Here is a 12,382-nt window from a genome sequence, read left to right on the forward strand (position 1 = left end):
TGTTCTTGGTTGTTCGTCGCCGGGTGATCGGCGCGGGGCCGATACGGCCGGGAACGACCTTAAACGCGGCCTCCCTGCCGGGGCAACGCCCTAAATGGCCTCTCGACGCGCCTGTTCAAGATAGACTTCGCGCAAACGCGTGGCGACGGGGCCTGGCGTTCCATCGCCGATCCGCGCGCCATCCAGCGAAATCAGCGGCATGACGAAGGCGCTGGCGGCCGTGACGAACAGCTCTCGTGCCCGTTTGGCCTCTTCGACGGAGAAGGCGCGCTCCTCCAGTTCCAGCCCTTCCGCCTCGATCAGTTTCAGCACGGCGGCGCGGGTGACGCCGCGCAGGATGTTGGCCTGGGTGTCGCGGGTCCGGAGCTTGCCATGCTCGTCCACGATCCAGGCGTTGGTCGACGATCCTTCGGTGATCAGGCCCAACTCGTCGACCAGCAGGCACTCATAGGCCCCGCTCTCGCGCGCCGCCTGTTTGGCCAGGACATTGGGCAGCAGGCCGACCGTCTTGATGTCGCAGCGCCCCCAGCGGATGTCGGGCCGGGTTATGGCCGCCGCGCCATTCCCCGCCGCTCGACGTCCCTTTGCCGGGTCCAGCCGTTTGGCCGTGATCACCACGGTGGGCGCCACATCGATCGGAAAGGCATGATCGCGTGACGCCGTCCCGCGTGTGACCTGCAGATAGACCAAGCCGTCGCGGACGCGGTTGCGCCGCACCGTCTCCTTCAGCACTACGGCCAGGGCGGCGGCGCTCATCGGAATCTCGATGCCCAGTTCGGTAAGGCTGCGGTGCAGGCGCGCCATATGGCCGTCGAAGTCTGCCAGGCGGCCGTCCATTACGGACCAGACCTCATAGACCCCGTCGGCGAACTGGAAGCCGCGATCCTCGATATGGACCACGGCCTCGCCGTGCGGACGATAGACGCCGTTCACATAGGCGACGCGGGACATCAGGCCGACTCTTCGTCATCGCCGCCGCGCGCGGGCGACACGCCCAGCGACTTCAGCTTCCGGTGCAGGGCCGACCGTTCCATGCCGATGAAGGCGGCGGTGCGCGAGATATTGCCGCCGAAGCGCATGATCTGGGCGGCCAGATACTCCCGCTCGAACACCTCGCGCGCTTCGCGCAGCGGCAGGGCGATCGTGCGCTCGGCGCCCAGGGACGGCGTCGCCCCATTGGACGTCGCCACCTCCTGCGGCAGCATGTCCGCGGTGATCGGCTCGTTCGGATCACCCGTGGCCAGGATCAGCAGCCGCTCGATATTGTTGCGCAATTGACGGATGTTGCCCGGCCAGGGGTGAACCTGCAGCACGGCCACGGCGTCCTCGCCGATCGCGCGTCGCGGCAGGCCCTGGGCGGCGCTGATGGTCTCCACGAAATACTCGACCAGTTCGGCGATGTCCTCGCGGCGTTCCGACAGGGCCGGCACCCGGATCGGCACGACGTTCAGGCGGTGGAACAGGTCCTCGCGGAACCGTCCCTCGGCGATCTCCGTCTTCAGGTCGCGGGACGTCGAGGTCACGACGCGAACATCCACCTGCACGTCCTGTTCGCCCGCGACGCGGCGGAACCGCTGATCGACCAGAACCCGCAGGATGCGGCTCTGGCTCTCGCGCGGCATGTCGCTGATCTCGTCCAGATACAGGGTGCCGTTATGGGCGCGTTCGAACACGCCGATCTTGCTGGGCCGGCCGTCCTGCCCCTCCTCGCCGAACAGTTCCAGATCCAGACGCTCGGGCGTCATGCCGGCGGCCGAGATGGCGACGAACTCGGCCCGCGCGCGCGGACTGCCATCGTGAATCTGACGCGCCACCAGCTCCTTGCCGGATCCGGCCGGACCGGAAATCAGCACCCGGCTGTTGGCCTGGGCCACCTTGGCGATGGTGCTGCGCAGCGCCTGCGCCGCCTGTGACCGGCCGATCAGGCCTGACGGCGTCATGGTCGCCGCCCGCAGACGCCGGTTCTCGCGCCTCAGGGTCGCCGCCTCGATGGCGCGCTCCACCACCACCACCAACCGGTCCGACTTGAACGGCTTTTCGATGAAGTCATAGGCGCCGCGTTTCAGCGCCGTCACCGCCGTCTCGATATTCCCGTGACCAGAGATCATCACCACCGGCAGGTCGGGGTCGATCTCCTTGACCACTTCCAACAGCTCCAGCCCATCCAGACCGCCGCCCTGCATCCAGATGTCCAGAATGGCCAGGCTGGGCTTGCGCGCCCGGATCGCCGCCAAGGCCTCGTCGGAGTTTGCGGCCACGCGCACGGCGTGACCTTCATCCTCCAGAAGGCCGGAAACCAGGTCGCGGATGTCGGCTTCGTCGTCGACGACCAGAATGTCGGAACCGGTGGGTCGCATCTTGCCTCGCTTATTCGGCGGGAACGCTACGGAGCGGGCGCTCCGCAGTCTCGCCGGCCTTGTCGGGGGGAGTCAGGGGGAAAATCAGGCACACGCGCGCGCCGCGCAGGGTTTCGGCATCCGCCAGCCTCAGCTCGCCGCCGTGGTCCTCGCAGATGCGTTTGACGATCGCCAGGCCCAGGCCCGTGCCCTTTTCGCGCGTGGTGACATAGGGTTCGGTCAGACGGTCGCGGTCCTTGTCGGGCAGGCCCACGCCGTCGTCCTCGATGATGAAGACCGCCGCGCCGTTTTCGACGCTCAGGGTGGCGATGATGCCCGTGCCGGCGACGTCCGTCGCGCCTTCGGCCGCACGACGCGCAGAGACGGATTCGCCGGCGTTCTTCAGAATATTCAGCAAGGCCTGCCCCACCATCCGCGCGTCGCACCGCAGGGTGGTCTTGGCCAGGGGTTCGCCGATCTCCACCGCGATGTCGGCCGCCGCCACCCGCTGGGCGAACACCGCCTCGCGCAGCATCTCCGCCGGATCGGCCGCGCCGAATCGAGGCGCCGGCATGCGTGCGAAGGCCGAAAATTCGTCCACCATCCGGCCGATGTCGCCGACCTGGCGGATGATGGTGTCGGTGCAGCGGTCGAAGATTTCGACCTCGTCCACCTTGTTGCGATACTTCCGCTTCAGCCGCTCGGCCGACAACTGGATGGGCGTCAGCGGATTCTTGATCTCGTGGGCGATGCGCCGGGCCACGTCGCGCCAGGCGGCGTTCCGCTGGGCCGTCACCAGGCGGGTGATGTCGTCGAAGGTCAGGACCATTTCGCCGCCCTGCCCCCCCTCGATGCGGACGCGCAGACGCCGCGTCTCGCCGTCGCGGCTCACGTCGATGTCTTCTTCGATATGGGCCTCGACCCGGCGCACCAGGTTGCTCAACTCGGGCGAAAGCGCGGCCAGGGCCTGACCCAGGACCTCGCTCTCCTTGATGTGCAGCAGTTGCAGGGCGCTGTCGTTGATCGCCGAGATGCGGCCGCGCCGATCCAGACCGATGACCCCGGCGCTGACGCCCGACAAGACCGTCTCGATGAATGTGCTGCGGTCATGCGCCTCGTCGCTGGCGGCCTTCAACGCGGTCTGCTGTGCCTGCAGATCGTGGGTCATGCGGTTGAAGGCGTCGGACAGGGTGGCGATTTCGGCCGGCGCCCCGTAGCTGTCCACCCGCGCGCTGAAGTCCCCGCCCGCCACCTGCCCCGCCGCCTTCACCAGCCGGCCGATAGGGGCGGAAATGCTGCTGGCCGCCGACATGCCCAGCCACACCGCCCCCACCAGCACCAGCAGGGCCGTCTCCAGATAGCTGAGGATGAAGGCCGACTGGATGCGGGCTCGGGATTCCTTGGCCTCGTTGTAGGACTGGATCGACTGTACCGAGGCGTTCATCCGCGCGATCAGCCCGTCCTGCAGGGGACGAACCAAATAGAGATAGGCGTCGCCATAGGCCGGCAGGGCGATGACCGAACGCACGGCGTCGGGATGTTCGGTCACGTCGGTGGGCGGCTGACCGCCTTGGGCGGCGTCCTCCAGATAGGCGCGCGGCGGCGCGAGATAGGGGGGCGCGTTCGGCGCCTCGGCCCGCGCCAGCACCTCGCCCTGGCCATCAACGATGTAGAGGGCGGGATAGCCGAAAATGTCCCCCACCTGGGCCAGGGCGTCGTTGAACTGAATCCTGTTGCCGAACAGGCCGCGCGCACTGTTCAGTTGCTCGGAAATCGTGACCAGGTCCGTGTCCATGGTCTTCGCGACGTCCTTGATATAGGCCCGCCCCACCACGGCCCCGTTTTCCACGGACGCTTGGACGTTCTGGCTGAACCACTGATCGACCCCACGCGTGACCAGAACGCCGAACACCAGGGCGATGACCACGGACGGGATCAGGGCCACCGCTGAAAACAGAGTGACAAAACGCAGATGCAGTCTGGACCCGGCTTCGCTGGTCCGACGCGCCAGGGCCAGGACACGCCGCCCGACAATGGCGGCCAGCCCCAGTATAAGAACCAGATTGGCCAGCAGGACATAGAGAACCAGCTGATTGGCCGAGCCGCCGAGCCCGTCGGACGCCGCATCGGGCGCCACCGCCACCAGCCAGATCGAGGCCGCCGTGACGGCCACTGCGACGAAATAGGCCACGCCGAACCAGGCCCGCGCCCGCTCTCCGTCAATCCGCCCCCAGAACGACTCTTCGTCCGACGCGAGGTCGGCCTGGCGAGTCACGGCTGAGGGCGTATCCGTCATGCCACAGCACTCTCCGACAGCTGTGGCGCGTTTTCAACACCGAAGTTGTCCGATTGCGGTGTTTTCGGTCTCCATAGCTCCATCATGGCCGCCTCGACGGCCTCAACATCGTCCAACCGGCAAATTCTTGCCTTGGCCTCTCTTCGGTGTTGCGCGCCCGCCGGCCAGGGCGCCTGTTCGATGTACCAGCCCAGGTGTTTTCGAAACATTTTCAACCCCAGCGGCAGGCCGTAGAAGGCGGCCGAGGCGCGCAGATGTTCGATCACGATGGCCAGACGCGCCTCAGGCTCCGGCTCGTCCATCGCCACCCCGTCGATCAGCGCCCGATCCAGATGCGCCGCCAGCCATGGACGACCATAGACGCCCCGCCCCAGCATCAGGCCGTCTGCGCCGGACGCCGCAAGCGCCTGGCGCGCCTCTTCAGCCGTGACGATGTCGCCGTTGACGATGACGGGAATCCCGACCGCCGCCTTGACGGCGCCCACGGCGTCCCAATCGGCCTGGCCGGTGTAGAACTGCTTTCGCGTGCGGCCATGCACGGTGACGGCCTTGACCCCGGTCGCCTCGGCGCGTTCCGCCAGTTCGGCGGCGTTCCTGCTGTCGTCGTCCCAACCCAAGCGCATCTTGATCGTGACCGGACGCGACACGGCCTGCACCGCCGCCTCCATGATGCGGCAGGCCAGGTCCGGCGTCCGCATCAGGGCGGAACCAGCGGCGGCGCCCGTCACCTCCTTGGCCGGACAGCCGAAGTTCAGATCGATGATGTCGGCGCCCGCCTTTTCGGCCATGCGCGCGCCCTCGGCCATCTGCTCCGGATCACGCCCGACCAGTTGGATCACCGTCAGGGGCAGCCCCTGGCCCACGGCCGCGCGACGCACCACGTCGGGCCGCGCCCGGGCCAGCTCTTTTGCGGCCACCATCTCGGTCGCCACATAGGCGGCGCCCAGTTTCGAGGCCAGCATCCGGAACGGCAGATCGGTGACGCCGGTCATGGGCGCCATCAAAACCCGTCCCGGCACGGTCACGTCGCCGATCTGAAGCGTCTTCGTCATCGGGGCCTTTCGCCCTATCCGTCAGCCTCTCGTCAAGCCTGGCCATGGCGTTTAGAAGGCCGCCATGACCTTCTCCGCCCTTATCGTCGCCGCCGGATCGGGCTCTCGCGCAGGCGGCGACAAACAGTGGCGCAGCCTGGGGGGCAAGCCGGTCCTGCGCTGGTCCGCCGAGGCGCTGTTGAACGCCGGCGCCCAGGAATTGATCGTCGTGATCGCGCCGGACGCCCAGGATCGCGCCGCCCAGGCGCTGGCCGGCCTGTCCTCCTGGCGCGCCGTAACAGGCGGGGACACTCGCGCTCGATCCGTTCAGGCCGGCCTGGCCGCCCTGACCTGTTCGGCGGATCAGCCCGTCCTGATCCACGACGCCGCCCGCCCCCTACTGGACCGCGCCGTCATCGACCGGCTGGTCGCGACCCTGAAAGACGCCGACGGCGCCCTGCCCGCCCTGCCCGTCGCCGACAGCCTTCGCCAAGGTCAGGACGGCCGCATGGCTGGCGTGGTCGAGCGTGACGGTCTTTGGCGCGCCCAGACGCCCCAAGCCTTTCGTCGCGGCGTGATCGAGGCCGCCTACGCCGCCTGGCCCGCGGACGAGACGCCGACCGACGAAGCCGTGGTCGTGGATCGCCACGGCGGTCGCGTCGTCCTGGTCGAGGGCGACCCGCGCCTTATGAAGCTGACCTACCCCGAGGATTTCCCCATGGCCGAGGCCTTGCTGCCACGACGGACCCGCATCGGCTCCGGCTACGACGTCCATCGCTGGGGACCGGGCGGCTCGGTCTGGCTGTGCGGTATAGAGGTGCCCCACGACCAGACGCTGATCGGCCATTCGGACGCCGACGCCGGCCTGCACGCCCTGACGGACGCCATCCTTGGCGCTATCGCCGAGGGCGACATAGGCGATCATTTCCCGCCTTCGGACCCGAAATGGAAGGGCGCCTCGTCCGATCGTTTCCTGATCCACGCCGCCGATCTGGTGAAGGCGCGCGGGGGCCGGATCGTCAATATCGACGTCACCCTGATCTGCGAGCAGCCCAAGGTAAAGCCGCACCGTATGGTCATGCGCGAACGTATCGCGGGCCTGTTGGGGCTGCCGCTGGACGCCGTCAGCGTCAAGGCGACGACCAGCGAGGGGCTGGGCTTCACCGGACGGGGCGAGGGCCTGGCCGCCCAGGCGGTCGTGACGGTCGATCTGCCCGCCAGTCTCTAGATCAGGCGTTCAGCGGTGCGAATAGGTCCATTGCCGCAGCAATGAGCCGAACAGGTTCACATAGTCGTCCGTCCATGGCCGCACCGCGCTGGGTCGCAGCGTCCGCCAACGCGGATCGGCCCGGAAAGGCGCCAGGGCCGCTTCGTTCTTGCCGATGACCAGGGCTTCGGTCGACGCCTCGGCCATCTCCCCCTGGTTCGAGGCCTCGATATAGACTTGATGCAGATGCGGCGCGCCCAGCGTTCGGGCCGCCGCCTCGGCCGGCTGGGTGATCTCCAGGTTCCGGTTCGACAGGTGCAGCACCACCACCCCGTCCGGCGCCAGCGCCCGAAGATAGCCCTGGATCGCCTCGACCGTCAGCAGATGGGTCGGCACGGCGTCGGAGCTGAAGGCGTCGATGATCAGAAGGTCGTACCCCCCTGCCGGCTCCTTCGCCAAGGTCAGGCGCGCGTCGCCGATCACCGTCCGTACCGGCCCTTCGGCGCAGTCGCTGATGAAGCTGAACCAGCGCCGGTCGCGCGACAGCCGATCCACCATCGGGTCGATCTCGAAGAAGGTCAGTTGATCCTGCTGGCGCTTGTAGGCCGCCATGGCCCCGGCGCCCTGCCCCACCACCCCGATGCGTGCGCCCTCCGGCCGTCGCTCCTGGGTCTTCAGCGCCGCCTGCCCCAGCGGCGTCGTCGTGGCGTAATAGAGGGTGGGACGACAGCGATAGGCCGGGGCCTGGCCTTGCGCTCCATGCAGGGTCGTGCCGTGCATCAGCACATGGACCGGTCCGCCCAGCGGCGGCTCGTTGATCGTCGCGACCCGCATCACGCCGAAGAAGCTGCGTTCGGTCAGGTCCCAGTCATAACCACGCGCCAGCGTGTATCCGGACCAGGTCACGGCCGCCAGGATGCAGGCGAACAGCACGGCCCGCTCCCGCACCAGGAAGGCCAGGACGGCCGCCACGCCCAGCATCGCCTGGGCGATCCGCAACCACTGGGCGTCGGGAATGGCGGCGCGCACCTGGGGCGCATAGCGCACCATTTCCATCGCCAGGGGGGCCGACAGCGCGACCACCACCCCCGCGACGGCGCAGACGATCTGCCAGGCTCGCATGTCCTGCCGGCTCCAGGGCCGAAGCAGCGCCACCGCCACCAGGACCAACGGATATTCCCACACCATCTCGAAAACGGCCGGGGCGATCAGGGCGTTGAACACACCGCCGACCACGCCGCCCAGGGACAGCAGCAGATAGAATTCGGTCAGTCGATCCGGCGCGGGCCGTCGCGCGGCCAGCCGCTGGTGGCACATCAGGGCCGCAAAGAAGAAGGCCAGAAGATTGACAGCGAAGACAACCAGCCACTCCCCGCTGCGAAACGCCACCATGGCCGCGCAGGCCGCGCCCATCCCGGCCTGCAGCACCAGCGTGGTGCGCGGCGCAATGGCGGGTCGGTCCTGGAAGGCGATGACGAAGGTGAGCAGATATAGCGCCAGCGGGATCACCCACAGGAAGGGCGCCGAGGCCACGTCCGTCGACAGATGCGCCGTCACCCCCAGCATCAGGCTGGACGGCGCGGCGGCCAGCAGCACCAGCATCCCCTTCTCGCGCCAGGTGATCGGCGGACTGACGGCCAGGCGCGGCGGGGGCGCATGGCCCGAACCGCGTCGCCACGCCGCCAGGGCCAGACCTGCAACCATGACCACGAACAGCCCGTAGCCGAAGCTCCACCCCCAGCGTTGCCCCGACAGGCTGGCCAGGGGTTCGATTACCACCGGATAGGCCAATAGCGCCAGAAAGCTGCCAAGGTTGGAGGCTGCATAGAGGACATAGGGGTTCCTGCCCCCATCCTGGCCCACGCGCGCCCGCGCCCACCAGGCCTGAAGCAGGGGCGCGGTGGCGGACAACACAGCGAACGGCGCGCCGACCGACAGCGCCAGCGTCGCCAAAAGCCAGAGCGCCGGTTGCGTCGGGTCTGGATCGCCCAGAACGCCGCTGATGCTCAACGGCAGAAACAGCGCGGCGAGCAACAGCGCGCCCAGATGAACGCCCATCTGCACCCGCATCGAACCCAGCCTCTGCAGCAGATGGGCATAGGCGTAGCCGGCTAGCAGCGCGGTCTGGAAGAAGACCATGGCCGCGTTCCACACCGAAGGCGATCCGCCCAGGCTCGGCAGCACCAGCTTCGTCACCATCGGCTGCACCACGAAGACCAGACAGGCCGAGGTGAAGACGGCGACGGGGAACAGGATCGGCGTCAGGCGGTCACGCCCCGATTCGGCAGGCAGTGGACGATCCAGGGCGTCGGTCATGCCTCTGGTTAGAGCGGGTCTGGGGGCCTATGAAAAGGCCATGTTCCCCGATGACATACAGCGCCTGGCGCAACAGATCGTCGCGGCCGCCAGCCGGCGCGGCCTGATGCTGGCCACGGCCGAAAGCTGCACGGGCGGCCTGGTCGCCGGCGCCCTGACGGCGATAGCCGGGTCGTCCGCCGCTCTGGATCGGGGCTTCGTCACCTACAGCAACGCGGCCAAGACCCAGATGCTGGGGGTCGATGAAGGGCTGCTGAAGACGCACGGCGCGGTGTCCGAACCGGTGGCGCGCGCCATGGCGACCGGCGCCGTGGGCCATTCGCGCGCCGTCGTCTCGGTCGCCGTAACGGGCGTCGCCGGCCCCGGCGGCGGATCGGCCGAAAAGCCCGTGGGCCTGGTCCATTTCGCGGCGACCGGACCCACAGGTCTGGTGCACCGTGAAGAACGGTTCGGCGACCTGGGCCGCGAGGCGGTGCGCCTGGCCGCCCTGCGCGTGGCGCTGGAAATGCTGCTGGATCGCCTGGCGTGACGGACGCGGTCGTCATCGATGCGCGCGGCCATCAATGTCCGATCCCCAGCCTCAGGCTGATGAAGGCCCTGCGCACCGCCGCGCCGTGCGATCGCTTGGTCCTTTTGGCCACGGATCCCATGGCCCGAATCGACGTGCCCTTCCTCATGACGCAGACGGGCGGTCGCCTGATCGATGTGGAAGAAACCAATGGCGTGATCCGCCTTACGGTCGAGACCGGCGCGCCCGTCGCTCCGACAGATTGACCACGCCGGCGGGCGGAGCGGCCGCCTGAGCCTGAGCTTTTGCCGCCAGTTCCATCTCGGTCGCAAAGGCGCCGCCATAGAAGATGGCGTTGACGTTCCACGACAGCCAGATCAGCAGCACAACCACGGCGCCGACCGAGCCATAGGTGGCCCCCAGAGGCGCGATCTGCTCGACATAGATGGCGCACAGCCAGGACGACACCACCGACATCAGGGTGGCGACCAGTCCGCCTGTCGCCGAGGGCAGCCAGGCCACCGGCGACGTATGGCTCATGGCGTAGCGGTAGAGCAGCGTCAGACCGACCGCCAGACCGACGGCTGGCAGCAGGGCGTCCAGCGGCGCCCATCCGACCGCCTCATTCCCGGCCAAGGACGAGGTGTGCGCCAGAATCCGCACGGTCACGACCGCGCCCGAAACCACGGTGAACAGAGCGAAGGCAAAAACCGCGACGAAGAAGGCCAGGAGATTGAATTTGAAGAAGCCGTGCGGCTCGGTCTCGTCGTGGATCAGGTTCAGACCTGCCAGCAAGGCCTTGAATCCCCTGTGCGCGGCATAGGCGCCAACGAACAGGGCGAAGGCGCTCTGGGCGGAAACGGTACGGGCGGAGGCGTTGCTCAGTCGGGTGATTTCGCCCTGGAATATGGCCTGGGCCGCATTGGGCAGCAGGTCCGACAAGGCCGCAGCCTGGGCGCTGACCTCGGTGATCGACAGACCCAGTTTGTAGAAGCCGATCAGGATGGCGATGGCCGGAAACACCGCCAGCAGGGCGAAGAACGACACCCCGCCGGTGTAGAGCATGACGTCCCGTCCCCAGCTACGCGCAAAGGCGCGCACCGCCAGACCAGCCCAGAAACGCGGCGCCCGCAGGACGGACCGGGTCAAATGATCGCTCAAGCCGGTCCCCACAACCGTTGCACAAGCAGCGGAAACTAGCGGATTCCACGACAGGTGTAAGTCCTTTCCTCACGCGTGGATTTCTCTGCGCAAGTCGCATCGGGGGCTGTTTCCTTAACACCCAGGTCGGTATGGTCCGTCGACTCCCTTCAGGGGCTGCGGGCTGGACGCCCACGGAGACGACCGGCTTGGCTTTCGACGCGCGTGTATTGGTTCTGGCGGCCTCGGACGATCGAATCGGTCTCCTCGCCTCCGGTCTCGACGCCCTGGGCTGGCGGACGGTTACGGCGCGCGACATCGCTGCGGCGGAAGCGACCCTCAACGATTTCCCGCTGCAAGCGGCGGTCGTCGCTGTCGATTCGGCCTCGCCGGAGACCCTGTCCCGTCTGCGCGCCGCTGCGGAACCGCGCCGTCTGCCCCTGCTGGTCATCGGGGGCCGTCCCGATCAGGCAGGCGGGGCCGACCTGGTCATGTCGACGCCGCCGCATCCGGCCCAGGCCGCCTTGCGCCTGGAACAGTTGGTCCGCGCCGCCATTGCGGAGGAAGAGTTCCGCCTTCGGGTGGCCACCTTCGCCGCGCGCGGCATCGGCCTTTCCACCGAGAAGGACGACGACACGCCCTTGCGCGTTCTCGCCGCCGGCGTCGCGGATCGGCGCTTCCTGGCCCTGTCCAACGCCCTGACCGCCGCTGGCGTGGAGGTGATCGCCGCCCCGACGCCCTACACCGCCTTCGACTACCTGCACGAAAGTACCTTCGACGCCGCGGTTCTGTGGGGCGCCGACGACCATGCCCCGGCCCTGTCGATCGCCTCGGGCATGAAGCGCAACACGCGCCTCTATCACATCCCGCTGATGCTCTATCTGCGCGGCAAGAACGAGATCAGCCTGTCGGAGTTGTTCAATCGCGGGTTCGCCGACGTGGCTTCGGCCGACACGCCCGAGATGGAGACGGCCGAGCGCATCCTCAGCCTAGCCCGCGCCCACCGCCGCCACCTGACCATCCGCAAGGCGCTGGATTCGGTGCGCAGCCTGGAGATCATGGACCCGGCGACGGGCCTGTTCACGCCTGAACTCTTCGCCGCCCACCTGGGTCGCGTCGCCGAGGCCTCGCGCGCCAGAAAACGCCCCCTGTCGGTCTGCGTCCTGCGAGTGCGAGAGACCGAGGCCGTGACCTGGGCGCGCCAGGGCGGTTGGCTGGACCGCGCCATGCCCCAGATCGGAGCCATGGTGTCGCGTCTGGTGCGGGTCGAAGACACCCCCGTGCGTCTGGCCAAGGAGGTCTTCGCCCTGGCTCTGCCGGCCACCCACGGCGAAGAGGCGCGCCTGGCCGCAGAGCGCATCGCCGCCGTGATCGGCTGCACCGCCTTCGACGCGGGGGCCGACCGTTCGCCTTTCGTGGCCGAGTTCGACGTGGGTTCGGCCGAGATCCGGCCGGGCGAGAGCGCGGCCGTCCTTCTGGAACGCGCCTCGACCGACCTCTACGAAAAGACGCGCTGACGGATCAGCCCGCCATCATCCGTCTCCGTCA

General features: G+C 68.2%; 10 protein-coding genes. 4 read left to right on the top strand and 6 right to left on the bottom strand.

Annotated elements, in window-relative coordinates; genetic code table 11:
- Window positions 1–90: 90 nt before the first annotated feature.
- The 4 genes from ACWPV3_RS11680 to dusB are packed head-to-tail and all read right to left on the bottom strand — an operon-like array spanning window position 91 to window position 5,684.
- Window positions 91–951, bottom strand: a complete 861-nt coding sequence (locus ACWPV3_RS11680) for a D-amino-acid transaminase (RefSeq protein ID WP_453977963.1) — start codon at window positions 949–951, stop codon at window positions 91–93.
- A complete protein-coding gene (ntrX, locus tag ACWPV3_RS11685; RefSeq protein WP_292087050.1) occupies window positions 951–2,357 on the bottom strand; it encodes a nitrogen assimilation response regulator NtrX in 1,407 nt (468 codons plus the stop codon). Before ntrX ends, ACWPV3_RS11680 begins: the two co-directional genes overlap by 1 nt.
- Before the next feature lie 10 nt (window positions 2,358–2,367).
- The gene (locus ACWPV3_RS11690; protein ID WP_453977964.1) at window positions 2,368–4,632 is read right to left on the bottom strand and encodes an ATP-binding protein; all 2,265 of its coding nucleotides are present in this window, start codon (window positions 4,630–4,632) and stop codon (window positions 2,368–2,370) included.
- Window positions 4,629–5,684, bottom strand: coding sequence for a tRNA dihydrouridine synthase DusB (dusB, locus tag ACWPV3_RS11695; RefSeq protein ID WP_313452936.1), 1,056 nt, complete (start codon window positions 5,682–5,684; stop codon window positions 4,629–4,631). The genes ACWPV3_RS11690 and dusB overlap by 4 nt, the downstream gene beginning before the upstream one ends.
- Before the next feature lie 64 nt (window positions 5,685–5,748).
- Between dusB and ACWPV3_RS11700 the strand changes: the two genes are divergently transcribed.
- Window positions 5,749–6,891, top strand: coding sequence for a bifunctional 2-C-methyl-D-erythritol 4-phosphate cytidylyltransferase/2-C-methyl-D-erythritol 2,4-cyclodiphosphate synthase (locus ACWPV3_RS11700; protein WP_453977965.1), 1,143 nt, complete (start codon window positions 5,749–5,751; stop codon window positions 6,889–6,891).
- A 9-nt stretch (window positions 6,892–6,900) separates the two neighbouring features.
- On the opposite strand, the gene ACWPV3_RS11705 is transcribed toward ACWPV3_RS11700, so the two are convergent.
- The gene (locus tag ACWPV3_RS11705; protein ID WP_313452938.1) at window positions 6,901–9,186 is read right to left on the bottom strand and encodes a spermidine synthase; all 2,286 of its coding nucleotides are present in this window, start codon (window positions 9,184–9,186) and stop codon (window positions 6,901–6,903) included.
- A 40-nt stretch (window positions 9,187–9,226) separates the two neighbouring features.
- Here ACWPV3_RS11705 and ACWPV3_RS11710 point away from each other — a divergent pair, with 40 nt between their 5' ends.
- Complete coding sequence (locus tag ACWPV3_RS11710) at window positions 9,227–9,715, top strand: CinA family protein (RefSeq protein WP_312733255.1); 489 nt, start codon at window positions 9,227–9,229, stop codon at window positions 9,713–9,715.
- On the top strand, window positions 9,712–9,960 hold the full coding sequence (locus ACWPV3_RS11715; protein WP_313452939.1) for a sulfurtransferase TusA family protein: 249 nt from the start codon (window positions 9,712–9,714) through the stop codon (window positions 9,958–9,960). Before ACWPV3_RS11710 ends, ACWPV3_RS11715 begins: the two co-directional genes overlap by 4 nt.
- Here ACWPV3_RS11715 and ACWPV3_RS11720 read toward each other — a convergent pair.
- Window positions 9,920–10,759, bottom strand: a complete 840-nt coding sequence (locus tag ACWPV3_RS11720) for a YihY/virulence factor BrkB family protein (RefSeq protein WP_409516205.1) — start codon at window positions 10,757–10,759, stop codon at window positions 9,920–9,922. The genes ACWPV3_RS11715 and ACWPV3_RS11720 overlap by 41 nt on opposite strands.
- A gap of 284 nt (window positions 10,760–11,043) precedes the next feature.
- Between ACWPV3_RS11720 and ACWPV3_RS11725 the strand changes: the two genes are divergently transcribed.
- Window positions 11,044–12,351: a diguanylate cyclase domain-containing protein gene (locus tag ACWPV3_RS11725; protein WP_453977966.1), complete on the top strand. Its 1,308-nt coding sequence runs from the start codon at window positions 11,044–11,046 to the stop codon at window positions 12,349–12,351.
- Window positions 12,352–12,382 lie beyond the last annotated feature (31 nt).

It is taken from the genome of Brevundimonas sp. Marseille-Q4549, assembly GCF_976940555.1.